Genomic DNA, 24262 nt, shown 5'->3' with positions numbered 1-24262 from the left:
CGTTAGAACTCGTCCGACGGCACCCGCTCGGGCATGCAGGCGTCCAGGGCTTCGGCGAGGTTCGCGACGCGCGTGATGCGGATACCGGCCGGGAGGTCCTCGCGGTCGGCGCCGGAGGCGGGGATCACGGCGTGGCGGAAGCCGAGGCGTTTGGCCTCGGCGACCCGGCGCGTCAGCGCGCTGACCGGGCGGACTTCGCCGGCCAGTCCCACCTCGCCGACGGCGACGGTGGTGAACGGGATCGGTCTGCGCTTCACCACCGAGGCCACCGCCATGGCGATGGCCAGGTCGGCGGCCGGTTCGGTGACCTTCATGCCACCGACCGTCGACGTATAGACCTCGGCCTTGCTGATCGAGGTGATGCCCAACCGCGCCTGCAAGACCGCGAGCACCATGGCCACCCGGGCGCTGTCCAGGCCGGACACGGCGCGGCGCGGGTTGGCCATCTCACTGCTGTTGGCGAGGGCCTGCACCTCGCCGACGAGGGCTCGTTTGCCGTCCATCGTGACCAGCACGGCCGAGCCGGTGACATCGCCCTGGCGCTCGTGCCAGAAGATTCCCGACGGGTCGGTGACCTGGTGGATCCCGTTGTCGCGCTGTTCGAAACACCCCACCTCGTCGGCGGCGCCGAAGCGGTTCTTGACCCCGCGGATCATGCGCAGCGGCGAGTGGCGGTCCCCCTCGAAGCTCAGCACGACGTCGACGAGGTGCTCCAGCGACCGGGGACCGGCGACCGCCCCGTCCTTGGTGACGTGCCCGACGAGGATCACGGCCACACCGCTGTTCTTGGCCAACGACACCAAAGCGGTGGTGACCGCGCGGATCTGCGTCACCCCGCCGTGGACGCCGTCGGAGTCGCCCGCGACCATCGTCTGCACCGAGTCGACGATCAGCAGGGTGGGGTCGACCTCGGCGACGTGGCCGAGCACGGTCGACAGATCGGATTCCGCGGCGAGGAAGACGTTCTCGTCGACCGCGTCGGTCCGTTCGGCGCGCAGCCGCACCTGTCCGGCCGATTCCTCGCCGGTGACGTATAGGACGCGGCGCCCGGCCCGGGCCCAGTGCTTGGCGGCCTCGAGGAGCAGCGTCGACTTGCCGACGCCGGGTTCGCCGGCCAACAGGATGACCGATCCGGGGACGACTCCGCTGCCCAGCACGCGGTCGAACTCCCCGATGCCGCTGGGAATGGCGCGGGCGGCCTCCGAACCGACCTCGGTCAGGCGCTGGGCCGGGCTCGTCGGTGCGACGCCGACGGTGCCGCGCGCTCGTGCCGACGACGCCGCGGCCTCGTCGACCGTGCCCCACTCGCCGCACTCGGGGCAGCGGCCCACCCACTTCGCCGGCTGGTGCCCGCAGGCGCTGCACCGGAAGACGGCGCGTGTTTTGACTGCCACGACGCCAGCCTAAACCGGCCGTCGGACAACCCGGCCCCGCGTGGGGCGGCGGGTCGTCCGACGGAACTCGACAGCGATCAGGTGGCCGGCAGCGCCGTCGGTTCGTGGCCGACGATGCGCTCGTACCGGGTGCGCTGGAACTTGACGGCGCCGAAGATCAGGGCGAGCCCGGCCAGCCCGATCACGATCAGCGTGACCAGCGAGGACCAGAATCCGGGCACCCCGTTGAACGCGGCGATGTAGCCGTTGCGGACATAGGTCAGCGGAGAGATCCAATGCAGCCATTGGAAGGGTGCCGGCACGGTTTCCACCATCCAGATGCCGCCGTAGGAGAACAGCTGGAGCATGAGCCAGGCCAGCGAGGACAGGGTCCCCACCACGTAGCCGAACAATGTGTACAACACCGATACGAGCGCGGCGTTCATCAAGGTTGCGGCGGCGGTGATGACGATGACCTTGGTGAGGCTGGCCGGTTCGGGCATCGGGTCGCGGGTGATGAACGCGAGGACTCCGACGAGCACCATCACGCCGAGGCTGATGGCACTGACCGCGACGGCGCGGCGGCCGGTTGCGCGCAGGGAGCGCGGGGTCTTGTCGTCGGTGACGAAACGGTGGCCGCGGAAGGTCAGCAGAATCATGATCGGCACCAGCATCGACGCGATCAACAGGATCGTCGGCGCGCCGCCGGGACCGCTGAACTGTGCGCGGGCGAGGTGCTTGGTCTCCTTGGTCACCGGGGTGGCCATGAGCTGCGCGAGGGTTGCGCGGGCCTGCTCGTCGCCGAAATCGGGCGCCTTCTTCGCGCCGTCGGACAGGCCCTGGTTGAGGCGGTTGGCGCCGTCGTTGAGGCGCTGGGCACCGTCGGCGACCTTGCCGACGCCCTCGTCGATCGCGACCATGCCGGCGCTGAGCTGCGCGGCCCCGGTCTGCAGTCGACCGCTGCCGTCGACGAGCTTGTTGACACCGCTGCGGTACTGCGCGGTCGGGCTGGTCAGCTGGGTGGCGATCTCGCGGCTACCGGCCTTCAGACGGGCGAGGCCGTCGATGAGTTCGGCCACCTTGGCCAGCTGCGGGTTGTTCGGGGAGAGGGCCTGGGCCTGCTTGATGGCGGCCTGCAGGTTGTTCACCTGGGCCATCGTCGTCAGGCGCTCGATACCGTCGGCCACCTGCGTGGCGCCGTCACCCAGCTTGTCGGTGCCCTGCTGCAGCGAGACCAGGCCGGCCGCCAGGGTGCCGGCGCCCTCGTCGAGCTTGGCCGCGCCCTCACGAGCCTTCTTCACGCCCGGCGCGAGGTCGTTGCTGACACCGTTGCTCAGCGTCGCGGTGCCGTCACCGAGTTGGCCTGAGCCGTCCGCGGCGGAGCGCAGGCCGTCGCCCAGCTTCTGGACGCCGTCCACGAGGCCGCCGACGGTCGTCGCGGCGATGCCCTTGAGGACGCTCTGGTAGATCTTCTCCATCGCCGAGCCGCCGATCTGGGAGGCCTTCAACGTGTTGTTGTCGTTGAAGGTCACCGTGATCAGCGAGGCGGCGGTGCCCGGGTTGGTGATCGTCTTCAGGTTCTCGCTGAAGTCCGCGGGGATGTCGAGCACGAAGTAGTAGCGGCCCGAGCGCAGCCCCTCGTAGGCATTGGCCTTGTCCACCCGCTGGAAGTTCAGCGCGCCGGACTTCACGAGGTTGTCGGTGACCTTTGCGCCGGCCTCGGTGGTGCCGCTGTCGTCGGTGAACCCGGTGTCCTGGTTGACGATCGCGACCGGCATGTCTTTGACGGTCTTCGTCGGGTCCCACAGGACCCACATGTAGATAGCGGAGACCACCAGGGGGACCATCACGAGGATCGCAACGATCAACCGGGCGACCCGGGAGTGCTGCAAACGCGCCTTGGGGTCGGACAATACGGGCATAGCGGTCATGGAGGGTCCGCTTTCAGTCATGGCTCTGCTTTCGAGTGGAACGGCTGACGCGAGGCCCGGGGCGAGACCGGCGTCACGGTAGTGTGAAACAGTTCTGTTTCAGAATCAAGTCGACGCGGGCGGATTGCCCGGTCGGGTAGCGAGAACCGCCCTCCGGCAGCCTTCGGCGATGTCCGCCGGAGAACCGCGGAGGGCGGCTGGGAATACGGGTTTAGTGGTGGCCTTCCTCGGCCGAGTCGGCGGGATCGGGATCCTTGCGCTCCATCAGGGCGCCGGCGTCGACGGGGGTGTCGACGAGGACCTTGCTGATCTTGCCGTCGGTGGAGAACGTGAAGGTCAGCGGGACCGTCAGGCCCGGCGACACGGTGCGCTCGGTGCCCTTGAGCGTGTCGGTCAAGGTGGCCTCGAGGACCTTCTGACCCTGGGCCGGGGTCATTCCGGCCGGCTTCCCGGCGCGCAGCGTCAGGCCCGCGGGGATTGTGGTGTCGCCCTTGAGGGTGACGGTGCCGTGCGGGGTGGTGATGGAGACCAGCTCCGTGTCGTGGACCGTGTCCTCGCTGGAGGCGACGAAGCCGATCTGGAAGGGGCCGCCCTGGGTGAACGCCGTCGTGGCGTCGGTCGAGGTCGGGAAGATGATCGTGACGTCGTTCAAGGTCAACGCGCCGTCGCGGACGGTCGCCCCGTTGATCGCGGGCGCCTGGGTGGCGGTCTGGGAGACCTGTCCCGAGCCGCATGCGGCTGCGGAGACGACGACGCCGATGCCGATGGCGGCAGCGAGCGCGGACTTGGCGAACGCGGACTGGGATAGCTGTGACACCGTAATCCTCCAGCTGTGGTCTTCATGGTGTTCGCCGGTTGCGGCCGGGAACCCTCACTACGCAGCGTAGTGGGCACCGTGGCATCCCGTACGCGGGGGTGGGGAGATTGGCCGAAAATTCGTGGTCGGGCGCAGCGGGCGCGTCGGCCACATTCGGGTCTCGGCGTGTGCCGTACCACACTGCGTAGTAGTCGCCGAATAGTCGCCCTGCCAGCACAAAGGGTGATAATCACCCGTTTGACCTGCACCGTTGTGAGAAGGCTGTCAGCCGCCCGTGTTAGACTTGCCTCAGTTGAAAGGGGCGCTAAGTTCATGAATTTCAAAGTTGGCGACACCGTTGTCTACCCCCACCATGGTGCCGCGAGGGTCGAGGACATCGTTACCCGCACCATCAAGGGTGAACAGGTCGAATACCTCGTTTTGAAGGTCACCGACGGTGATATGACCGTCCAGATCCCCTCTTCGAAGTTGGAGTACGTCGGAGTCCGCGATGTGGTGGGCGAGGAGGGCCTCGACCAGGTCTTCCAGGTGTTGCGCGCACCCCACACCGAGGAGCCCACCAACTGGGCCCGCCGTTTCAAGGCCAACCAGGAGAAGCTCATCTCCGGCGACATCATCAAGGTCGCCGAGATCGTGCGCGACCTGTGGCGCCGCGAGCAGGACCGCGGGCTGTCGGCCGGCGAGAAGCGCATGCTCACCCGCGCCCGCCGCGTGCTGGTCGACGAGCTGTCGCTGGCCCAGAACACCGACGACGAGAAGGCCGCAAGCATTCTCGACGAGGTGCTGGCCGCCGCTTCCTGACGAAGCACCGCTGCACACTTGACGACATCGGTCATCATCCCGGCCGCCGGGTCGGGGGTCCGCCTCGGGGAGAACCGGCCGAAGGCCTTCGTCGACGTCGGGGGAGCCAGCATCCTGGCCCGCACCGTCGCGTCGATCCTTGCGGTTGACGACCTCGAACTCGACCGGATCGTCGTCGTCGTGCCCGCGGAGATGATCGGGCCGGTCCGTGAGGAGCTGGCCGGAGTCGGCTGCGAGGTCGTGGTGGTGGCCGGCGGCGCGGAGCGCTCCGACTCGGTTCGGGCCGGATTGCAGCACGTGACCGGGGAGTTCGTCCTGGTCCACGACGCCGCCCGCCCATTCACCCCCGTCCCGGTGTTCCGCCGCGTCGTCGCCGCCCTGCGCGCCGGTAACCCGGTCGTGGTTCCCGGCCTCCCCGTCGTCGACACCCTCAAACGCGTCGACGCGCAGGACCGGGTCGACGAAACCGTCGACCGCGCGGTGCTGCGCGCCATCCAGACCCCGCAGGGGTTTCACGCCGATGCATTGGTGGCCGCCTACGCGCCGGACTCGGACGGGCCCGGCACGGCCACCGACGATGCCGGCCTCGCCGAGCGGGCCGGCCTGCCGGTCCTCGTCGTCGACGGGGACCCCGACGCCTTCAAGATCACGACGCCGTGGGATCTGCGGCTGGCACGCGACTTCGCCAAGGGAAGGGCCTGACATGCGGGTGGGAATCGGCACCGACGTGCACCGGATCGCTGCGGGCACCCCGTGCTGGATGGTCGGGCTGCATTTCCCCGACGAAGACGGGTGCGAAGGGCACTCCGACGGCGACGTCGGCGCCCACGCCCTGTGCGATGCGGTGCTCTCGGCCGCCGGACTCGGCGACCTGGGCAGCGTGTTCGGCACCGGCCGGCCCGAGTGGGACGGGGTCTCGGGGGTGCAGATGCTCGAGCACGTCGCCGAGTTGGTGGCCCAGGCCGGGCTCGTCGTCGTCAACGGGGCGGTGCAGGTGGTGGGCAACCGGCCGCGGATCGGGCCTCGGCGCGCCGAGGCGTCCGAGGTGCTGTCGGGGGCGCTGCGCGCCCCGGTGTCGGTGTCGGCGACGACCACCGACGGTCTCGGGTTGACCGGTCGCGGTGAGGGAATCGCCGCCGTCGCCACCGCGCTGGTGGACGAGGCGCCGCGCGGGGATCACCCCGGCCGGTAGGATGGCACGTCGTGACCCTCCGCCTCTTTGACACCGCCGCCCGCGAGGTGCGCGAGTTCGCCCCCCTCGTCGACGGTCGGGTGACGATCTATCTGTGTGGCGCGACGGTCCAGGGTGTTCCCCACATCGGCCATGTCCGCAGCGGCATCGCCTTCGACGTGTTGCGGCGGTGGCTGTCCTACACCGGCAACGACGTGCTCTTCGTCCGCAATGTCACCGACATCGACGACAAGATCCTGCGCAAGGCCGACGAGGCCGGCCGGCCCTGGTGGGAATGGGCGGCCACGCATGAGCGCGCCTTCGACGACGCCTACCGCGCCCTCGGGGTGCTGCCGCCGTCGGCGGAGCCGCGGGCGACCGGCTTCGTACTGCAGATGATCGGCTACATGCAGCGGCTCATCGACCGCGGTCACGCCTATGTCGCAGACGGGAACGTCTACTTCGACGTGCTGAGCCTGCCGTCGTACGGCGCCCTGTCCGGGCACAAGCTCGACGACGTGCACCAGGGCGAGAGCGCCGGCACCGGCAAGCGCGACGCCCGCGATTTCACCCTGTGGAAGGCGGCCAAACCCGGCGAGCCCTCCTGGGACACCCCGTGGGGACCGGGCCGGCCCGGGTGGCACCTCGAGTGCTCGGCGATGGCGACGAGCCTGCTCGGCCCGGAGTTCGACATCCATTGCGGCGGTATGGATTTGGTCTTCCCGCACCACGAGAACGAGATCGCCCAGAGCCATGGTGCCGGTGACGGGTTCGCCCGGTACTGGCTGCACAACGGCTGGGTGACCATGAGCGGCGAGAAGATGAGCAAATCGCTGGGCAACGTGGTGGCGATCCCGGCGATGCTGAGCAAGGTCCGGCCGGTCGAGTTGCGCTACTACCTCGGCAGCGCCCACTACCGATCGATGCTCGAGTACTCCGACGGTGCGCTGCACGAGGCGGCCACCGCCTACCGCCGCATCGAATCCTTTGTCCGCCGGGTGGATTCGCGGGTCGCGCCGGTGGCGGTGGGCCGGGTCGACGCCGAGTTCGCCGCCGCCCTCGACGACGATCTGGGCGTGCCGGCCGCCTTGGCGGTCATCCACAACGCGGTGCGGTCGGGAAACACCGCGCTGGAGAACGGCGACGGCGATGCCTCCGTCGCGGTGGCGGAGTCGGTGCGCGCCATGATGGATGTGCTCGGGGTGGATCCGATGGCGCCGAATTGGGCCGACGCCGGCGATGACTCGACGGCGATGACCGCGCTGGACGTGCTGGTGCGCGCCGACCTCGACCGGCGCGCGCAGGCCCGGGCGGACAAGGACTGGGCCGTGGCCGACGAGGTGCGCGACCGGCTCGCCCGGGCCGGCATCGAGGTCACCGACACCCCCGACGGCGCACAGTGGTCTCTTCGGGAAGCGCAGCCCGCGCAGCCAACCCAATCGGAAGCAGGTTCGTGATGGCCGGCAACTCCAAGCGCCGCGGCGCGGTCCGCAAGTCGGGCACCAAGAAGGGGCAGGTCGTCGGGTCCGGCGGACAGCGCCGGCGCGGCCTGGAAGCGCGCGGTGCCACCCCCAAGGCCGAGGATCGGGTCTACCACGCCGCGCACAAGCGGGCCAAGGCCGCCGAGAAGAAGTCGACCAACACCCGGCGCCGCAGGGACGAGGACACCGCGGAGTATGTGCTCGGCCGCAATCCCGTCGTCGAGTGTCTGCGCGCCGGGGTGCCGGCCACCGCGCTGTATCTGGTCACGGGTACCGGGGCCGGGGCGAGCGGGGTCAAGCTGCGCGGGCCCGAGGCCGACGAGCGGGTGACCGAGGCGGTCGGACTGGCCGGCGCCGCCGGGATCTCCATCCTGGAGGTGACCAAGAACGAGCTGGACCGGATGTCGGCCAACGGCCTGCACCAGGGCGTCGCCCTGCAGGTCCCGCCCTACGAGTACGCCCACCCCGACGACCTCATGGCCGACGCCGAGGCCTCCGGCCACCCGCCGCTGCTGGTGGCGCTGGACAACATCACCGACCCGCGCAACCTGGGCGCGGTCATCCGGTCGGTGGCGGCCTTCGGCGGACACGGCGTGCTGATCCCGCAGCGCCGCAGCGCGAGCGTCACCGCGGTGGCGTGGCGCACGAGCGCCGGTGCCGCGGCGCGGCTGCCCGTCGCGCAGGCGCCGAACCTCACCCGCACGCTCAAGGACTGGGCGAAGACCGGGGCGCAGATCGTCGGCCTCGACACCGAGGGGGCGGTCAGCCTCGACGACTACGACGGCACCGGCCCGACCGTCATCGTCGTCGGCTCCGAGGGCAAGGGGTTGTCGCGCCTGGTCCGCGAGACCTGCGACTCGGTGCTCGCCATCCCGATGGCCGGGGACGTGGAGAGCCTCAACGCCTCGGTCGCAGCGGGCGTGGTCCTGGCAGACTTCGCCCGCCAGCGCCGTCAGACCTAGTGCGGTTGATCGGCTGACTTAGGTCCCGCTCCCGCATTCTGGTCCCGCTCCCTCGGCCGAGGGAGCAGGACCAGAATCGCTCCGCGGGAACGGGTCAGCCGCGTGCGATCGCAGAGAGGTCGACACCGGCGCCGAGCAGCGCTGCCCGGGTGGCCATCGCGTGCTCGACCGCTCCGGGGGTGTCGCCGTGCAGGCAGACCGACTCCGCGTCGACGGTGATCGTCGAACCGTCGACGGCGGTGAGGGTGCCGGTGGTGACCAGGTCGACGACGCGGCGCGCGATCTGAGCCGAATCGGTGAGCAGCGCCCCGGCCTCGGTGCGCGGCACCAGGGTTCCGTCCGGGCGGTAGCCGCGGTCGGCAAAGGCTTCGGTGATGACCGGCAGGCCGGCGTCGCGGGCCAGGTCCAACACCAGTGACCGGGGCAGCCCCATGACCGCGAGCCCGGGGTCGACGGAGCGGACCGCGGCCACGACGGCGGCGGCTTGTTCCTCGTCGGCGACGACCGTGTTGTAGAGCGCGCCGTGTGGTTTGACGTAGGTGACCCGGGCGCCGGTCGCCGAGGCCAGAGCGGTCAGCGCGCCGATCTGGTAGACGATGTCGGCGCGCAGGTCTTCGGGGTCCATCGCCATGTAGCGGCGGCCGAATCCCTCCCGGTCGGGGTAGGACACCTGGGCCCCGATCGCGACGCCGCGACGGTGGGCTTGCGCACACGTGCGCGCGAGCAGGGTGGGCGACCCGGCGTGGAAGCCGCAGGCGATGTTCGCGCTGGTCACGATGGTCAGCATCGCATCATCGTCGCCGACGCCTTCGCCGAGATCGGCGTTCAGATCGATGGTCTGGGGCACGGTTCCGATGATAGGAGGTTTACGCTGGCAACTATGACATCGATGAGTGACGTGATCGCCACCACCGAGGGCTTGGTGGCCGGGTCGCGCGGGAAGCGCACGCGGGCCGGGACGATCAGCTGGAAGGGCATCCCCTTCGCCGCCCCGCCGATCGGTCCGCGCAGGTTCCTCGCCCCGGAGCCGGTGACCCCGTGGCAGGGCAAGCGTGCCGCCCGCGCCTACGGGTACGCCGAGATCCAGGACAAGCTCTACACCGCCGTCGGACCGGGCCGGTTCCAGCCGATGAGCGAGGACTGCCTGACCCTCAACGTGTTCTCACCCGACCGGATCTCCGCGCGTCCGCGCCCGGTGATGGTGTTCATCCACGGCGGCGCCTACCTGTTGGGTACGTCCGCCACGCCGCTCTACGACGGGTCCCTGCTGGCCAAGGCCGGCGACGTCGTGGTCGTCACCCTGCAGTACCGGTTCGGGCCGTTCGGCCTGATGGACTTCTCGAAGTATTCCCACGAGGGCCGTCGGTTCGACGACAACCTCGGGCTGCGCGACATGGTCGCCGGGCTGCAATGGGTCCAGCGCAACATCGCCGCATTCGGCGGCGACCCGGACAACGTCACCGTCTTCGGCGAGAGTGCCGGCGGGTCGGCGGTGGCGGCACTGCTGGCTACCCCGGCAGCCGAGGGGCTGTTCCACCGGGCGATCGCACAGAGTCCGGCCAACGGGCTCAACATCGCCAAGGATGCCGCCGAGCACTTCGCCGACGAGTTCGTGAAGATGGTCGACAACCACGCCTACCGCGCGGGAAGCGGCGGACCCTCGATTCCGCCGGATCGCGCCCGCGAACTCCTCCTCAACGCGAGTTCGGCGGAACTGCACCGTGCCGGTCGCAAGCTGACCGTGTACGCGGCGCGGTCGGGCTTGGGCGAGTTCCTGCCCTTCGGGCCGACCTTCGGCACCGACTACCTGCCGCAGGACCCGAATCAGGCCGCCCTCGACGGCAAGACGCACAAGGTGCCGCTGATCATCGGGACCAACCGCGACGAGGCCAACCTGTTCACCAAGAGCGGCTTCTTCACCGAGACCGACGGCGTCGACGTGGACGGGATCCCGTTCCCCGAGGACGACGAGGTCTTCGTCGGCATCGACGATCCCGCGCACCGGGCCGCCCTGGTGAAGGCGTATCAGACCGGTCCGCGCGGCGGGGACCGCGTGCACATGCTGGGCGACTCGGTGTTCTGGGGTGCGGCGATCCCGTTCATCGAGGGACATGCGTCGGCGGGCAACCCCACCTACGTCTACCGCTACGACTTCGACACCCTGGTGCTGCGCGCCAGCGGTATGCGGGCCACCCACGCGACCGAGTTGTTCGCGGTGTTCGGGGCGTACCGAACCGCGATCGGGGCGGGTCTGGCGCTCGGCGACTGGCGCAGCACCGGCAAGATCACCCGGGTGATGCAGGGCCACTGGACCACGTTCGCGCGTACCGGGCGGCCCGAACTGCAGTGGACGCCGTACTCCGCCGCCCACCGCGACACCCTCGTCTTCGACGTCCATTCCCGGATGGTGAACGACCCGTATCCGCAGCGACGCGAGGCGTGGATGGCTGCGCACGGGGCCGCCGACGGGCAGGTCTCGGCCTGATGCTGCGCGGGGCGGTGCTCGCGGGGGCGACCCTCGCCCTGCTCGCCGTCGCCGGTTGCGGAGGGGAGGCGTCCCCACCCGCTCCCGCCGCCTCGTCGGCCCCCGCCGTCGTCGACGGGAGCACCGGTGAACCGTCGCCGAGTGAACCCGTCGTCTACCTGCCCCCGCCCTACATCGCCCGAACGGTGTGGGCGCAGACCGCTGTCGGCCCGAGCCTGCAGGTGTACCCGACCGTCGCGGGCCGTCGCGTGACCGATCCCGCGGCGCAGGGCAAGGCGTGGCGGGAGGTGGTGGCCCTCTCGGCGCGGTATGGCCGCTACTCGGCGACCTCGCCGGGGATGCGGGCCCAGTTCGACTGCCACTGGGTGTGGGCGCGCGCGGTACAGCCGGACAAACCGTCGTGGAATCTCGAGCCGGGTCGGCCGGTGGTCTCCGAGGATCAAATGATCGCCGCCCGGTGTAACCCGGGGGCACCGGAGGAATAACCGTCCGGCGAAGCCGATCCCGATGTCAGACCGTCGATCCATACTTGGGCGCGTGAAGATCTGTTACGTCGACCTGGACAACGTCTTGGTGGATTTCGCCTCCGGTATCGCCCGCCTCGACGACGAGGTCGTCGCCGCCTACGAGGGGCGCCTCGACGAGGTACCCGGGATCTTCGCGCTGATGGATCCGATGCCCGGGGCCGTGGCGGCGTTCGCCGAGTTGGCGGCGTCCTTCGACACCTACATCCTGTCCACCGCGCCGTGGGGCAACCCGAGTGCGTGGACCGACAAGCTGGTCTGGGTCCAGCGCCATCTCGGCGCCGGACCGGGTGCACCCGCCTACAAGCGGCTCATCTTGAGCCACCACAAGAACCTGCTCGCCGGGGACTACATCATCGACGACCGCACGGCCCGCGGTGTCGACGCGTTCGGCGGCATCCACATCCACTTCGGTACCGAGGGCTTGCAGACGTGGCCGCAGGTTCTCGATCACATGCGGCCGCTGGCCGCCGACGACGAAAGGAAGTAGTGCCATGACCGATTCGGTGGTGAACGTCTATCGAGACGGACTCGACTTCTTCGGGACGATCGTGCAGGCCGTGCCCGACGGCGCGTGGCAGCGGCCGTCGCCGTGTGCGGACTGGACCGCACTCGACGTGCTCGGCCACGTCGGCGAGACGACGGCGATCGGGGTGAAGATTCTGACCGGCCAGCCGGTGGACCCGAACCGGTCCAGCCCGCCGTCGGCCGCGGTGGACGGCGATCCCGCCTTCTGGTGGGTGCAGGTCGCCGGACAGGCGGGGGAGGCGCTGGCCGGCGGGATCGACCTCGACCGCGAGGTGGACAGCCCGGTCGGTCGGCGCACCGTCCGCGACGGCCTGTCCTTCCCGGCCGCCGACCTCTACCTGCACGGCTGGGACCTCGCGACGGCGACCGGCACCGCGGTGACGATTCCGCCGGCGGCGGTGGCCTTCATCAACGGGATGTTCGAGCACGTGCCGGACGAGGTGTCGCGCCGTCCCGGCGTCTTCGGTCCGGCAGTGCCGACACCGCCGGATGCCACCCCGACGCAAGCGCTGATCGCCTTCACCGGACGGGATCCGGGCTGGACGCCCTAGCGGCCGCTGCGCCGTCCGGGTTCAGGCCCGGGTGCGTTCGCGGCTGCGCCCGATGAACCGGCACACCAGGTAGATCACAAACGAGATGGTCGTGACGAAGACCGACACCGGCAGCCCGGGGGCGAGGGAGAGGATCAATCCGCCGACGGCGGCGAGTTCGGCGAAGGCGATGGCCAGCAGGGTCACCGTCGTCGGATTCGACGACAGCCGCATCGCGGCAGCGCCGGGGGTGATGAGCAGGGACATGACCAGCAGGGCGCCGATGATCTGGACGCCCTGTGCGCACGCGAGACCCATCAGCACCGCGAAGACGATGGACAACGCCTTCGTCGGCACCCCGTTGGCCAACGCCACCCGGGGGTCGACGGAGGCGAACAGCAGCGGCCGGTAGATGACGGCGAGGACCGCGATGACCGCGACGGTGGTGATCGCAATGGCGGTCAGTCCGCTCAGGCCGACGCTCACGACCTGGCCGGTGAGCATGGCGAAGCCCTTCGACGCGTTGCCGTAGAGGGCCAGGAACAGCACCGCCAGGCCCAGGCCGAAGGCCATCACCACGCCGATCACCGAATCCCGTTCCCGCGCACGGTTGCCCAGGATTCCGAAGGTCAGCGCCGCGACGACCGCGCCGATCACGCCGCCGACATTCACGCTGATGCCGGCGAGCAGCGCGGCGGCGGCGCCGGTGACCGACAGCTCGCTCACGCCGTGGACGGCGAACGACATCTGACGGGTCACGATGAGCGGGGACAGCAGACCGCCGAGCAGGCCGAGCAGGGCCAAAGCGACGATCGCCTGTTGGACGAAGTCGCGGCCGAGGAGGTCCCCGGTCGTCGCCAGGTCGAAGAAACTACCCACCGAGCACCGACTCGTCTGCGCAGTGGTGGCCGTCTTCGGTTCCGAGGACCACCAACCGGTCGCCGATGCGTGCGACGTCGACGCGCGAACCGTACAGCGCGGTGAGGACCTCCGAGGTCATCACGTCGGCGGGGGTGCCGACGACGAACCGACCGCCCGCCAGGTAGAGGACCCGGTCCACGTACGGCAGTACCGGGTTGATCTCGTGGGTGACGAAGACCAGGGCGGTGCCGGCCAGGCGGCGGCGCTGGTCGAGTAGCTCCAGGATCCGCTGGCTGCTGCCGGGGTCGAGGCTCGACAGCGGTTCGTCGCACAGCAGGAGGTCGGGGTCGCGGGTGAGGGCCTGGGCGATGCGCAGGCGCTGCTGTTCGCCGCCGGACAGCAGGCCGAAGGGCCGGTCGGCGAACCCGGATGCGTCGACCTGCGCCAAGGCCGCGTCGACGAGGGCGCGCCGGGTGCGGTGATGGCGCCACCCGACGCCCCACGAGGCGCCGTCCACGCCGAAGCCGACGAGGTCGCGGCCCCGAATAGCGAGGGGGTCGGCGTCGTCGGCGTGCTGCTGCGGCACGTACCCGACGTTGCCGGCCACTTCGACCGAGCCGGTGGTCGCCGGGAGTTGGCCGAGCAGCATGCGCAACAGCGAGGTCTTGCCCGACCCGTTGGGCCCCAGGACCGCGATGAACTCCCCGCGCTCGATGGACAGCGTCAGGCCGCGCCACAGTGGGCGATTGCCGAGGGTGAGCTCGACATCGGTCAGTTCGGCGACGACGCCGGGGGTATCGCTCACTTCTCGAGGGCCCGGGCCAGTGCGTCGATCTGCGCGCCCTGCCACTGGATGTAGGAGGTGACCCCGACGCTCAGCGATTCGGTCAGCGTCACCACCGGCACGCCGGACTTCTCGGCCGTGGCGCGCACCGCGAGAGTGACCGAATCGGCGGCCTGGGTGTTGTAAAGCAAGGCCTTGGCGGTGCGCGAGGTCAGCAGGTCGTCGAGCTTGGCGCGGTCGGCGGCCGACGGGGTCTGTCCGTTGGCGACCGCGGCGGTGAATGCCGGCGGGGAGGCGTCGACGAGCCCGGCGGCCGAGATCAGGTAGCCGGCCAGCGGTTCGGTCTGGGCCACCTTGGTGCCGCGGTGTCGCGCGGCGATCTCGCCGACCTTGGCCTTCAACCCGTCGAGCTGCGTGGCGAAGGCGGCGGCGTTGCGACGGTAGTCGGCAGCGTGCTCGGGTGCCTGGCGCGACAGCGCGTCGGCGAGGGCGGCGGCGGCCTTGCCGACGGCGGTGAGGTCGTAGAAGACGTGCTCGTTGGCGCTGTCGGCGCTGTGCCTGTGGCCGCGGTGGTCCCCGTGGTCCCCGTGCTCGTGCTCATCGTCGTGCATGCCGATCAGGGAGGCCACGTCGATCACCGTTGCGGTGGACGACTTCTTGGCGTCGGCGAGGTACTCGTCGTAGTGGCCGCCGTTGATCAGGACGATGTCGGCATCGCCCACCGCCGCGGAGTCGGCCGCCGTCGGGGTGAAGTCGTGCGGATCGCCATCGGCCGAGGTGTAGAGGGCCTTGACGGTGCCGTGGTCGCCGACGACCGCCTCGGCGACCGAGCCCCACACGTTGGTGGAGGTGACGACCAGGGGTCGGGTGGTCGTGTCCGAGCCGGTCGAGCACGCGCTGGTGGCGCCGACAACGGTCAGCACGGCGACGGCGGCGATGATCAGGCGATGGCGCACGGATGCCTCGGTTTCACTCGGTGCGGGCTGAGGGCGACAACCGCTAATGAAAACGGTTTCCGAAAGCATAGCGCGACACCGGGTGTCCGGCGCAACCGGAGGTGCCTATCCGACGATCACCGGTACGACGAAACTGTGCAGCATGCGCGACTCCTCGTCGGGGGAAGAACCGGGGGAGGACAGCAACGAGAGCATCACGCGGACGAGCCAGCGCGCCCGCTCGTCGGCCGATGTGGTCGCGGATTCGCCCAGTTCCGCCACGAAACCCCGGGCCAGCGATTCGACGACGGGGGAGACGACGGCGAGTTGGGCGGCGGTGGCCACGCCGTCGGCGCGGAACCAGTTGGCGAATGCGGGGTTGTCGCGGACCAGGGCGAGGGCGCAACGGATACCGCTCACCAGTTGCTCGGCCGGCTCGGTGGCGGTGACGCCGCGCGCGACCGCCCGGGCGATGCGGGCGGCCGAGCGGTCGACGAATGCGGCCTGGACGGCCTCGCGGCTGGCGAAGTAGCGGTACAGCGTGGCGCGCGAGCAACCCGCCTTCGCGGCGAGGGCCCGCATCGTGACCGCGTCGACCCCGTGGGCGGCGTAGAGGTCTTCGGCCACGTCGAGGATCCGCTGCGCCACCGCGTCGGCCCGCTGTTCCTGCCACTGCACGGTCATGACGGTGCGGTCATGACGGTGTGGTCCTGATGGCGGGGCCGGGAAGGAAGGGGACGGCATCGGGGCGCCGGACGTAGTTGCCCTCCGCCCAGCGGATGCCGTCCGCGTCAACCGTGAATGCGGGGAACCGGCCGAGGAGCTCGGTCAGTGCGACGCGGGCCTGCATCCGGGCCGCGGCCGCGCCCAGGCAATGGTGGTTGCCGTGGCTGAAGGTCAGGATGGTGCGCGGCTCGCGGGTGACGTCGAGTTCTTCGGCGTCGGGCCCGAAGCGGCGCGGATCGCGGTTGGCCGAGCCGTAGCAGAGGAGTACCTTCCGGCCGGCCGGGATGGCGACGGTGCCCCGCGGGGTGTCGGGGTAGACGACCTCGGTCGTGGTCGTGCGCGCCAGGCCCTGGACCGGCGAGGTGAGCCGCAGGAGTTCCTCGGTTGCGGCGGGGATCCGTCCAGGTTCCTCGACGAGGAGGCGTCGTTGGTCGGGGTGGGCCGCGAGCAGTTCGACGCTGCCGCCCAACATGCCGGTGGTGGTGTCGTTGCCGCCGGCGACCATGGTGAACGTGAACGCGAGGATCGACATGAGGCCGGGCGGATCGTCGGCCAGGCCGGCGCCGACCAGGGCCGAGACGGTGTCGTCGCCCGGGTGGTCGCGGCGGTAGTCGATCAGCTCGCCGAAGTATCCGAGCATCTCTGCCGTGGCGGTTCCCGCATCGGCGGCGCCGTCGGTGTTTCCGGTGGTCGCCCCGACGATGGCCTGGGTCCACCCGTCGAATCGCGGCCAGTCCGATTCCGGTACGCCGAGGTAGTGGGCCACCACCATCGACGGCAGCGGTTTGAACAGTGCCGCGACGATGTCGGTGGGGGTGTCGCGCGCGTCGGCGATCTCGTCGAGCCGTTCGACGACGAACCGGCGCACGCGCGGCTCCACGTCGACCACCTGTTTGGGGGTGAAGCCGCGCGCCACGAGCTTGCGGAATCGGGTGTGCACCGGCGGGTCCTGCATGACCAGCGGCGGGTTGTCGGCCATGCCGATGGCCTCCAGCTCGCCGTAGGTGACCGTCAGCCCCTGGCCGGAGGAGAAGGTGGTGGCGTCGTTGGCCGCCGACCAGACGTCGGCGTGGCGGGTGAGTACCCAATACTCGCCGGGGTCGCGGCCGCCGGCCGGTCCGGTGTCGACGCGGTGCACGGGATCGTCGTCGCGCAGCGCCCGGTACATCGTGAACGGGTCGCGCCAGTCCTCTCCCGACCGCAGCCGAAAACCGGCGTCCCGAGACAATAGGCGACTCATGTAGGGAAAATAAGACACATTAGGCAAAGTGTCAAGGAGCGGGTAGTGCGTGCGGTGACCATGCGAGCACCTCCTCGAGTGGTGGAAATCGGGAACAAGAAAACAGGTCGGCGTAATCTACGCTCAGCGGCATGAAAACCGCGATCGCGCCGGGGGCGTTCGGGCTGACCGGCGTCGAGGTGGGTGACTTCGCCCAAGGTGGTGCGGGTGCCAAGTCGGTCGCCTGGTCGTACAAAGGCTCGATCCCGACGACGGGAACTGTGGTGTTCTCGTGGACCAGTGGCAAGGTGCAGCGGGCCGTCAAGTTCGACGGCGGCGAGCAGATCGCCAACTATGTGTTCCGAACCGACACCGGCCGGCAGAACAACATCGACGCGCCGCCGGTGCGCGACGGCGACAGGATCTCGGTATTCGTGCCCTCGGGCGATGCGAGTGCGTTGGGTACTTCATGGAGCGCGACCGTCGAGGTGGACGGTCAGCCGGCGGGCGCCTGCTCGCCCTGACGTTTGACCTGCTCGGCGTATGACCTGCTCGGCGTAGCGCCGCTTGCGCTCGTCGGACTTCGACTTGAAACGCGGATTTGCGCGGCGCGAGGCCGCCTCCGCCCGCCGCGCCGCACTTGGCGTGGAATGAGCCGCTCTGCGCGCGACTGGGCGTAGTCTCGTCGCGTGACCGGGCTTGACCTGCAGCGCAGCGCTGCGCCGACTATCGCGAAGTCCGTGGTCGTCGTGTTCTGCGCCGCGGCCGTCGGCGCCCTCGTCTGGCACCTGTGGGTGGTCCCCGTCGCCGGGCACTACGGCCTGTTCACCAACGGCGTCGACACGAAGGTGTACCGGGGCGGCGCGAATGCCGTGATCCACGGGCTACCGCTCTATGACCGGCCTGTCTACCGCTATTGGTGGTTCACCTACCCGCCGTTTGCCGCCGTGGTCATGGCGCCCCTCGCCCTGATCAGTCCGCTCCACGCCATCCGGTTGGTGCAGGCGGTCAACATCGTCTGCCTGTTCCTCCTGGTCGTCCTGACCCTGCGCGCCATGGGATTTCAGCGCGACCGGCGCTTCTGGCTGACCGCCGTCGCCGCGTCGCTCGCCGGCCTGCTGTTGGAGCCGGTGCACACCACGATCTGGAACGGTCAGATCAACCTGGTGTTGGCGGTGTTCGTCGTCGGCTGTCTGACGCTGCCCACGGGGAAGTGGCGGGGCATCGGGGTGGGAATCGCGGCTGGGATCAAGCTGACCCCGATCTTCTTCGTCGCCTATCTGGTGGTGACCCGCCAGTTTCGGGCCGCACTCACCGCGGTGACGGTGTTCGCCGCGACCATCCTGATCGGCCTGCTGGTCCTGCGCGGGCAGGCCTGGCGGTACTGGACGGGTGCCGGGAACACCGCCCACATCGGGGAGGAGGACGCACCGTCGAACCAGTCCATCCACGGACTCCTCGCCCGGATGGATGCGCTGGGGCTCTGGCATCCGCCCGGCTGGCTGTGGCTGCCGTTGGGGATCGGTGTGGCCGTCGTGGGCCTGATGGCCGTGGCCCGGCTGTATCGGGCCGGCGCACAGATGGCCGCCATCACGATGGCCGGCCTGACCGCGTGCGCGGTGTCGCCGTTCAGCTGGGGCCACCACTGGGTCTGGATCCTCCCGTTGCTGCTGATCACCGTGGTCCGCGTCGCCGACGCCGTGCGCCGGGACCGGCCGATCACCTGGTTGTGGTGGTTGGTCCCGGCAGCCTTCGCGGTCGCCGCGGGGGCGTGGCGGGTCCAGGTCTTCCTTGAGGGTCGGCTGGTGTGGCGAGCCGGGACGTTCCGCGTCTTCTGGTCACCGGACGCCCACGGGTGGGAGGCGGTGCGCGCCGTGGCCGGGTCCGCGGCCTACCTCTTGGTCTTTGCGAGCGCGGTGGCCGCCGCCTTCTACTGGACCCGGCGCGCGACGAGCGCCGAGGCCGAATCGCTGCGGGACTAAGGTGGGGGCATGCCTTCTGTGCTGCCCCGCCGCATCGCGGTGATCTCGGTGCACACCTCGCCGCTGGCGCAACCGGGAATCGGTGATGCCGGCGGGATGAACGTGTACGTCTGGCAGACGGCCGTGCGGCTGGCCCGGCGCGGCGTCGAGGTCGAGATCTTCACCCGGGCCACCTCCTCGTCGGACGAGCCGGTGGTGCGCGCCGCGCCCGGCGTGCTGGTCCGCCACGTGCAGGCGGGGCCGTTCGAAGGCCTCGACAAGACCGACCTGCCCGCCCAGCTGTGCGGCTTCTCCGCCGGGGTACTGGGTGCCGAGGCGGCCCATGCCAGCGGCTACTACGACATCGTCCACTCCCACTATTGGCTCTCCGGGCAGGTCGGGTGGCTGGCGGCGAACCGGTGGGGCGTCCCGCTGGTCCACACCGCACACACCCTCGCCGCGGTGAAGAACGCCTCGCTGGCCACCGGTGACACCGAGGAGCCGCGCCTGCGCATCGTCGGTGAGCAGCAAGTCGTCGACGTGGCCGACCGCCTGGTGGCCAACACCGGGACCGAGGCCGCCGAACTGGTGTCGATGTACCACGCCGATCCCTCGATCATCGACGTGGTCGCGCCCGGGGCCGACCTGGACTGTTTCACCCCCGGCGACGCCGCCGCCGCGCGCGCCGATCTCGGCCTCGACGCCGACGAGACCGTCGTCGCCTTCGTCGGGCGGATCCAACCGCTCAAGGCGCCCGACGTCCTCCTGCGGGCCGCCGCACCACTCATCGATGCCGCGCGCGCCGAGGGCCGCCGCCCGTTGCGCCTGCTCGTCGTCGGCGGCCCGTCGGGCACCGGGCGCGAACACCCGACGGCCCTGGCCGACCTGGCGGTCGAGTTGGGGGTCGCCGATCGTGTCACCTTCCTGCCGCCGCAGCCGGCCGAACGGCTGGCGCAGGTCTACCGCGCCGCCGACGTCGTCGGGGTGCCGAGCTACTCGGAGAGCTTCGGCCTCGTCGCCGTCGAAGCGCAGGCCTGCGGAACGCCGGTCTTGGCCGCCGACGTGGGCGGTCTCGGCGTCGCCGTCGCCGACGGGCTCACCGGTGTCCTCGTCGACGGGCACCGGATCAGCGACTGGGGCAACGCGCTGGAGAAGATGCTCGCCGACCCGCAGCGCCTCGACGCGATGGGGGCCGCCGCCCGCCGCCATGCGGAACGGTTCTCCTGGGACCGGGCCGCCGACGGGTTGCTCGCGTCCTACTCGGCGGCGATCGAGGCCAAGCGGTCCGACCGGCACGCGCGGACCGGTCGGCTGCGGTGGCGTCGTCGATCCCGGCAGGAGGCCTGGTTGTGAGTGCGGAGCAAAACCTCGGGTTGCTGACCCAGGCCCTCGACGAGCGCGAGGTCGACTACACCCGAAAGTCGTCGGGCGGCCCCGACGGCGAACACGTCATCCTCGAACTCCCCGGCGAGAAGAAGCTCAAGACGACGGTGCTGCTGACCGCGACCAGCCATGGCGCCCGGGTGGAGGCCTTCGTGTGCCGCCACCCCGACGAGAATCTGGCGGGCGTCTTCAAATACCTGCTGCAGCGCAACCGGCGGCTGTACGGCGTGGCCTACACCGTCGACAACATCGGCGACATCTACCTGGTCGGGCGGATCAGCTCCGACGCCTTGACCGCCGACGAGCTCGACCGGGTGCTCGGGCAGATCTTGGAGGCCGCCGACGGCGACTTCAACGTCCTGCTCGAGCTCGGCTTTGCCACCTCCATCCGGCGCGAGTGGGCGTGGCGGGTGTCCCGCCGGGAACCGCTGCACAATCTGATGGCGTTCGAGCACCTCATCGACAAGGAGTCGCTGCCGGAGCCGGGGGAGCCGCTGCCCGAGCAGTACCGTCCCGCCCGGCCGGTCCACGCCGAGCCCGCAGCCCCCGCAGAACCGGAAGGCTGAGGCCCCGCGCGCGACGCGGGGACCTCATCCCCCGGGCCGCCGATCACGGTGTGAGAACCCGGGGCGTTATGACAAACTTGCTGCCATGAGCAACGGCACCCTGATCCTGATGCGCCACGGCGAGAGCCAGTGGAACGCTTCCAACCAGTTCACCGGCTGGGTCGACGTCGATCTCACCGACAAGGGCCGCGCCGAGGCAGTCCGCGCCGGCGAACTGCTCGTCGAGCACGACCTGCTCCCCGACGTGCTCTACACCTCCCTGCTGCGCCGCGCGATCACCACCGCGCAGATCGCCTTGGACACCGCCGACCGCCACTGGATCCCGGTCGTGCGCGACTGGCGGCTCAACGAGCGTCACTACGGCGCGCTGCAGGGCCTGAATAAGGCCCAGACCAAGGAAAAGTACGGCGACGAGCAGTTCATGGCCTGGCGGCGCAGCTACGACACCCCGCCGCCCCCGATCGACCCGGCTTCCGAATACAGCCAGACCGGCGACCCGCGTTATGCCGACCTGCCGCAGGTGCCGCTGACCGAGTGCCTCAAGGATGTCGTCGTCCGCCTCATCCCGTACTACGAGGAGACCATTGCCGCCGATCTGCGGGCGGGAAAGACCCTGCTCATCGCCGCGCACGGCAACTCGCTGCGGGCGCTGGTGAAGCACCTCGAGGGAATCTCCGACGCTGATATCGCCGAGCTGAACATCCCCACCGGCAACCCGCTGCGCTACGACTTCGACGCGGACGGGAACGTGACCGGTAAGGGCGTTTACCTGGATCCGGAGGCCGCTGCCGCCGGCGCCGCGGCGGTTGCCGCCCAGGGCCAGAAGTAACGTGGCGGGCCGTGCCGCCAGCACGCTAGGCTGGGCGGCATGGCTGAGCTTCGCGTCGACCACCAGCCCGCCCGCGAGCGCTATGAGGCGCTGATCGAGGAAGACGGGGTGGAAAAGTCGGTCGGCTACATCGACTACGTGACCGAACCGGGTGCCCTGGTGCTGACCCACACCGTGGTCAGCGAGCAGTTCAGCGGGCGCGGCTTCGCCGGGCAACTGGCCAAGGCCGTGCTGGACGACGCGCGGGCCAACGGCAACAAGATCGTCCCCGTGTGCAGCTACATCCAGAGCTACTTGGGCAAGCACCCCGAGTACGCCGATTTGGTCCGCGAACAGCGTTAGCGACCCCCTTAACGGCCGGTGAACGGTCGTGAAATTTCGGCCGTCTGGCTGGGTTTTCCTTACCCGGGCGTCGTAGGGTTGTGGTGTGACCGTTGCTTTGATCGTCGCGGCGATCGCCTCTGCGCTCGTCTGCGGCTTTGTCCTCGGTCGACTCGTCTTCGGTCAGCCGGTCTTCCGATTCGACGAGCCCATCACCCCGCTGTCGGTCCTGACGGCCGCACCCGCGCCCGCCGATTCGCTCACCGCGCAGGACCGCAGCGACATCCTGCGGATGGTGGTCCGCCAATCCGAGCACGGCTTCGTCGTCGTCGAGGAGAGCGGCGACCTGGCGCTCTACAACGAGGCCGCCGTCCGGTTGGGCCTGGTGACCGAGCACGTCCTCAACCCGTCGGTCGCCGAACACGTCGCCGACGTGCTGCGCACCCGGGAGGATGACCGGTTCGAATTCGTGCCGCCGCCGACCACCGCGGGTTTCCTCGCCACGGCTCGCACCAGTGCGGCTTATCCGACGCTGTCGGTGCGCTGCCTGGCGCGCTACGTCGAACTCAACGGGTTGCGCTTCATCTTGATCTACGGCGACGACGACACCGAGAACGTCCGTGTCGAGGCGACGCGCCGGGATTTCGTGGCCAACGTCAGTCATGAGCTCAAGACACCGGTCGGGGCGATCGCCTTGCTGGCCGAAGCGCTTCTCGAATCGGTCGGCGACCCCGATTCGGTGCGGCACTTCGGTTCCCGGGTGGCCTCGGAGAGCAAGCGGATGGGCAATCTCGTCACCGAGTTGATCGCCCTGTCGCGGTTGCAGGGTGGGGAAACCGCGGAGTTCGAGCCGGTGGACGTCGACGGCTTGATCGACGAGGCGCTCGCCGCGGTGGCGGTCCCCGCGGAGGCCGCGGGGATCACCCTGGTCGGCGACGAGCGGTGTGGTCTGTTCGTCTACGGCGACCGTCCGCTGCTGCTGACCGCGCTGACCAATCTGCTGTCGAATGCGATCGCCTACTCCCCGGCGGGGACCACCGCGTCGGTGAGCCGACGGGTCGTCGAGCCCGATGACGAGGGGGGCGTCCCGATGGTGTCGATCGGGGTCACCGACCGCGGAATCGGCATCGCCCCCGCCGACCAAGAGCGGGTCTTCGAACGGTTCTTCCGCGTCGACAAGGCCCGGTCCCGGTTGACCGGTGGCACGGGCCTGGGCCTGGCGATCGTCAAGCACATCGCGGCGAACCACTCCGGTTCCATCGCGCTGTGGAGTCGGCCGGGTACCGGTTCCACGTTCACCCTGTCGATTCCCCAGGTATTCGCCGACCTCGATCCACAGCCCCAACACGCCCAGTCCGATCGGACGGAAGAGGAAATCTCGTGACCCACGTTCTCATCGTTGAAGACGAAGAATCGCTGGCCGACCCGCTCGCGTTCCTGCTGCGCAAGGAAGGCTTCGAGGCGAGCGTCATCAACGACGGCGCCGCGGCGCTGACCGCCTTCGACCAAGTCGGTCCGGACATCGTGCTGCTCGACCTGATGTTGCCCGGGATGTCGGGCACCGAGGTGTGCAAGGCTCTGCGGGCCCGCTCGTCGGTGCCGGTGATCATGGTGACCGCCCGCGACAGCGAGATCGACAAGGTGGTCGGGCTCGAGCTCGGCGCCGACGATTACGTCACCAAGCCGTACTCGGCCCGTGAGCTCATCGCGCGGATCCGCGCGGTCCTGCGCCGCGGCGCGGACGCCGCGCTCGACGACGAGTTCGTCGACGGCCTGCTCGAGGCGGGTCCGGTCCGGATGGACGTCGACCGCCACACCGTGACGGTCAACGGCACGGAGATCACGTTGCCGCTCAAAGAATTCGACCTGCTCGAGTTCCTGTTGCGCAACGCCGGTCGCGTGCTGACCCGCGGCCAGTTGATCGACCGGGTGTGGGGCGCGGACTACGTCGGCGACACCAAGACGCTCGACGTCCACGTGAAGCGCCTGCGCTCGAAGATCGAGCCCGACCCTTCGTCGCCGACCCATCTGCTGACCGTCCGCGGCCTGGGCTACAAACTCGAGGCCTGAACCG

General features: G+C 69.9%; 26 protein-coding genes. 17 read left to right on the top strand and 9 right to left on the bottom strand.

What is annotated here, in order from left to right:
- Positions 1-2: 2 nt before the first annotated feature.
- From radA to nbrcactino_RS15390, 3 genes are all read right to left on the bottom strand, one after another.
- Complete coding sequence (radA, locus tag nbrcactino_RS15400; RefSeq protein ID WP_161928363.1) at positions 3-1394, bottom strand: DNA repair protein RadA; 1392 nt, start codon at positions 1392-1394, stop codon at positions 3-5.
- 77 nt (positions 1395-1471) lie between these two features.
- On the bottom strand, positions 1472-3295 hold the full coding sequence (locus nbrcactino_RS15395) for a YhgE/Pip family protein (RefSeq protein WP_161928362.1): 1824 nt from the start codon (positions 3293-3295) through the stop codon (positions 1472-1474).
- 220 nt (positions 3296-3515) lie between these two features.
- Complete coding sequence (locus nbrcactino_RS15390) at positions 3516-4121, bottom strand: copper chaperone PCu(A)C domain-containing protein (protein WP_161928361.1); 606 nt, start codon at positions 4119-4121, stop codon at positions 3516-3518.
- Positions 4122-4433: 312 nt separating this feature from the next.
- Between nbrcactino_RS15390 and nbrcactino_RS15385 the strand changes: the two genes are divergently transcribed.
- Genes nbrcactino_RS15385 through rlmB form a run of 5 tightly spaced genes read left to right on the top strand, consistent with a single transcriptional unit; the run spans position 4434 to position 8536 of the window.
- A complete protein-coding gene (locus nbrcactino_RS15385) occupies positions 4434-4922 on the top strand; it encodes a CarD family transcriptional regulator (protein ID WP_161928360.1) in 489 nt (162 codons plus the stop codon).
- 18 nt (positions 4923-4940) lie between these two features.
- Entirely contained in the window at positions 4941-5624 is a 684-nt protein-coding gene (gene ispD / locus nbrcactino_RS15380; protein ID WP_161928359.1) for a 2-C-methyl-D-erythritol 4-phosphate cytidylyltransferase, read from the top strand.
- A 1-nt stretch (position 5625) separates the two neighbouring features.
- Positions 5626-6114 (top strand): 2-C-methyl-D-erythritol 2,4-cyclodiphosphate synthase, encoded by a 489-nt coding sequence (ispF, locus tag nbrcactino_RS15375; RefSeq protein WP_161928358.1) that lies wholly within the window; start codon positions 5626-5628, stop codon positions 6112-6114.
- A gap of 11 nt (positions 6115-6125) precedes the next feature.
- On the top strand, positions 6126-7550 hold the full coding sequence (gene cysS, locus nbrcactino_RS15370; RefSeq protein WP_161928357.1) for a cysteine--tRNA ligase: 1425 nt from the start codon (positions 6126-6128) through the stop codon (positions 7548-7550).
- A complete protein-coding gene (gene rlmB / locus nbrcactino_RS15365) occupies positions 7550-8536 on the top strand; it encodes a 23S rRNA (guanosine(2251)-2'-O)-methyltransferase RlmB (protein ID WP_161928356.1) in 987 nt (328 codons plus the stop codon). The genes cysS and rlmB overlap by 1 nt, the downstream gene beginning before the upstream one ends.
- A 94-nt stretch (positions 8537-8630) precedes the next feature.
- Here the strand turns inward: rlmB and nbrcactino_RS15360 are convergent, their stop codons facing one another.
- Entirely contained in the window at positions 8631-9383 is a 753-nt protein-coding gene (locus tag nbrcactino_RS15360; protein ID WP_161928355.1) for a LamB/YcsF family protein, read from the bottom strand.
- A 33-nt stretch (positions 9384-9416) separates the two neighbouring features.
- Between nbrcactino_RS15360 and nbrcactino_RS15355 the strand changes: the two genes are divergently transcribed.
- From nbrcactino_RS15355 to nbrcactino_RS15340, 4 genes are read left to right on the top strand one after another with little or no spacing between them, the layout of a single operon-like run.
- Entirely contained in the window at positions 9417-11021 is a 1605-nt protein-coding gene (locus nbrcactino_RS15355) for a carboxylesterase/lipase family protein (RefSeq protein ID WP_228460956.1), read from the top strand.
- The gene (locus nbrcactino_RS15350) at positions 11021-11506 is read left to right on the top strand and encodes a DUF2599 domain-containing protein (protein ID WP_161928354.1); all 486 of its coding nucleotides are present in this window, start codon (positions 11021-11023) and stop codon (positions 11504-11506) included. The genes nbrcactino_RS15355 and nbrcactino_RS15350 overlap by 1 nt, the downstream gene beginning before the upstream one ends.
- A gap of 22 nt (positions 11507-11528) precedes the next feature.
- Complete coding sequence (locus nbrcactino_RS15345; protein WP_161928353.1) at positions 11529-12035, top strand: 5' nucleotidase, NT5C type; 507 nt, start codon at positions 11529-11531, stop codon at positions 12033-12035.
- A gap of 4 nt (positions 12036-12039) precedes the next feature.
- Complete coding sequence (locus tag nbrcactino_RS15340; RefSeq protein WP_161928352.1) at positions 12040-12624, top strand: TIGR03086 family metal-binding protein; 585 nt, start codon at positions 12040-12042, stop codon at positions 12622-12624.
- 21 nt (positions 12625-12645) lie between these two features.
- On the opposite strand, the gene nbrcactino_RS15335 is transcribed toward nbrcactino_RS15340, so the two are convergent.
- The 5 genes from nbrcactino_RS15335 to nbrcactino_RS15315 all read right to left on the bottom strand — a co-directional run bounded on the left by nbrcactino_RS15335 (position 12646) and on the right by nbrcactino_RS15315 (position 17149).
- Complete coding sequence (locus tag nbrcactino_RS15335; protein WP_161928351.1) at positions 12646-13482, bottom strand: metal ABC transporter permease; 837 nt, start codon at positions 13480-13482, stop codon at positions 12646-12648.
- Positions 13475-14269 carry a metal ABC transporter ATP-binding protein gene (locus tag nbrcactino_RS15330; RefSeq protein WP_161928350.1) on the bottom strand — a complete coding sequence of 265 codons (795 nt, stop codon included), beginning with the start codon at positions 14267-14269 and terminating at the stop codon, positions 13475-13477. The genes nbrcactino_RS15335 and nbrcactino_RS15330 overlap by 8 nt, the downstream gene beginning before the upstream one ends.
- Entirely contained in the window at positions 14266-15204 is a 939-nt protein-coding gene (locus tag nbrcactino_RS15325) for a metal ABC transporter solute-binding protein, Zn/Mn family (protein ID WP_161928349.1), read from the bottom strand. Before nbrcactino_RS15325 ends, nbrcactino_RS15330 begins: the two co-directional genes overlap by 4 nt.
- A gap of 105 nt (positions 15205-15309) precedes the next feature.
- Positions 15310-15867, bottom strand: coding sequence for a TetR/AcrR family transcriptional regulator (locus tag nbrcactino_RS15320; protein ID WP_161928348.1), 558 nt, complete (start codon positions 15865-15867; stop codon positions 15310-15312).
- Between the two features lie 10 nt (positions 15868-15877).
- Positions 15878-17149, bottom strand: a complete 1272-nt coding sequence (locus nbrcactino_RS15315) for a cytochrome P450 (RefSeq protein WP_161928347.1) — start codon at positions 17147-17149, stop codon at positions 15878-15880.
- 131 nt (positions 17150-17280) lie between these two features.
- Here nbrcactino_RS15315 and nbrcactino_RS15310 point away from each other — a divergent pair, with 131 nt between their 5' ends.
- The 8 genes from nbrcactino_RS15310 to nbrcactino_RS15275 all read left to right on the top strand — a co-directional run bounded on the left by nbrcactino_RS15310 (position 17281) and on the right by nbrcactino_RS15275 (position 24258).
- Positions 17281-17652, top strand: coding sequence for a hypothetical protein (locus nbrcactino_RS15310; protein ID WP_161928346.1), 372 nt, complete (start codon positions 17281-17283; stop codon positions 17650-17652).
- A gap of 165 nt (positions 17653-17817) precedes the next feature.
- On the top strand, positions 17818-19110 hold the full coding sequence (locus tag nbrcactino_RS15305) for a glycosyltransferase 87 family protein (RefSeq protein WP_228460955.1): 1293 nt from the start codon (positions 17818-17820) through the stop codon (positions 19108-19110).
- A 9-nt stretch (positions 19111-19119) separates the two neighbouring features.
- Positions 19120-20442 carry a D-inositol-3-phosphate glycosyltransferase gene (gene mshA, locus nbrcactino_RS15300; protein ID WP_161928345.1) on the top strand — a complete coding sequence of 441 codons (1323 nt, stop codon included), beginning with the start codon at positions 19120-19122 and terminating at the stop codon, positions 20440-20442.
- Positions 20439-21038 (top strand): type III secretion system chaperone family protein, encoded by a 600-nt coding sequence (locus nbrcactino_RS15295; RefSeq protein WP_161928344.1) that lies wholly within the window; start codon positions 20439-20441, stop codon positions 21036-21038. Before mshA ends, nbrcactino_RS15295 begins: the two co-directional genes overlap by 4 nt.
- 85 nt (positions 21039-21123) lie before the next feature.
- Positions 21124-21867, top strand: a complete 744-nt coding sequence (locus nbrcactino_RS15290; RefSeq protein WP_161928343.1) for a phosphoglyceromutase — start codon at positions 21124-21126, stop codon at positions 21865-21867.
- Between the two features lie 30 nt (positions 21868-21897).
- On the top strand, positions 21898-22209 hold the full coding sequence (locus nbrcactino_RS15285; RefSeq protein ID WP_371864601.1) for a GNAT family N-acetyltransferase: 312 nt from the start codon (positions 21898-21900) through the stop codon (positions 22207-22209).
- Positions 22210-22294: 85 nt separating this feature from the next.
- Entirely contained in the window at positions 22295-23572 is a 1278-nt protein-coding gene (locus nbrcactino_RS15280; RefSeq protein ID WP_161928341.1) for a sensor histidine kinase, read from the top strand.
- The gene (locus tag nbrcactino_RS15275) at positions 23569-24258 is read left to right on the top strand and encodes a winged helix-turn-helix domain-containing protein (protein ID WP_161928340.1); all 690 of its coding nucleotides are present in this window, start codon (positions 23569-23571) and stop codon (positions 24256-24258) included. Before nbrcactino_RS15280 ends, nbrcactino_RS15275 begins: the two co-directional genes overlap by 4 nt.
- Positions 24259-24262: the final 4 nt, after the last annotated feature.

Origin of the sequence: Gordonia crocea (assembly GCF_009932435.1) — a bacterium.
Lineage (GTDB): Bacteria > Actinomycetota > Actinomycetes > Mycobacteriales > Mycobacteriaceae > Gordonia > Gordonia crocea.
This window is presented reverse-complemented; position numbering and strand designations above follow the sequence as displayed.

Bases quoted from the DNA above. Each gene is read 5' to 3' on its own strand.
- nbrcactino_RS15395 (WP_161928362.1), bottom strand. From the start codon at position 3,295: ATGCCCGTATTGTCCGACCCCAAGGCGCGTTTGCAGCACTCCCGGGTC.
- nbrcactino_RS15385 (WP_161928360.1), top strand. From the start codon at position 4,434: ATGAATTTCAAAGTTGGCGACACCGTTGTCTACCCCCACCATGGTGCC.
- ispF (WP_161928358.1), top strand. From the start codon at position 5,626: ATGCGGGTGGGAATCGGCACCGACGTGCACCGGATCGCTGCGGGCACC.
- rlmB (WP_161928356.1), top strand. From the start codon at position 7,550: ATGGCCGGCAACTCCAAGCGCCGCGGCGCGGTCCGCAAGTCGGGCACC.
- nbrcactino_RS15355 (WP_228460956.1), top strand. From the start codon at position 9,417: ATGACATCGATGAGTGACGTGATCGCCACCACCGAGGGCTTGGTGGCC.
- nbrcactino_RS15350 (WP_161928354.1), top strand. From the start codon at position 11,021: ATGCTGCGCGGGGCGGTGCTCGCGGGGGCGACCCTCGCCCTGCTCGCC.
- nbrcactino_RS15345 (WP_161928353.1), top strand. From the start codon at position 11,529: ATGTCAGACCGTCGATCCATACTTGGGCGCGTGAAGATCTGTTACGTC.
- nbrcactino_RS15340 (WP_161928352.1), top strand. From the start codon at position 12,040: ATGACCGATTCGGTGGTGAACGTCTATCGAGACGGACTCGACTTCTTC.
- nbrcactino_RS15320 (WP_161928348.1), bottom strand. From the start codon at position 15,867: ATGACCGTGCAGTGGCAGGAACAGCGGGCCGACGCGGTGGCGCAGCGG.
- nbrcactino_RS15315 (WP_161928347.1), bottom strand. From the start codon at position 17,149: ATGAGTCGCCTATTGTCTCGGGACGCCGGTTTTCGGCTGCGGTCGGGA.
- nbrcactino_RS15310 (WP_161928346.1), top strand. From the start codon at position 17,281: ATGAAAACCGCGATCGCGCCGGGGGCGTTCGGGCTGACCGGCGTCGAG.
- mshA (WP_161928345.1), top strand. From the start codon at position 19,120: ATGCCTTCTGTGCTGCCCCGCCGCATCGCGGTGATCTCGGTGCACACC.
- nbrcactino_RS15290 (WP_161928343.1), top strand. From the start codon at position 21,124: ATGAGCAACGGCACCCTGATCCTGATGCGCCACGGCGAGAGCCAGTGG.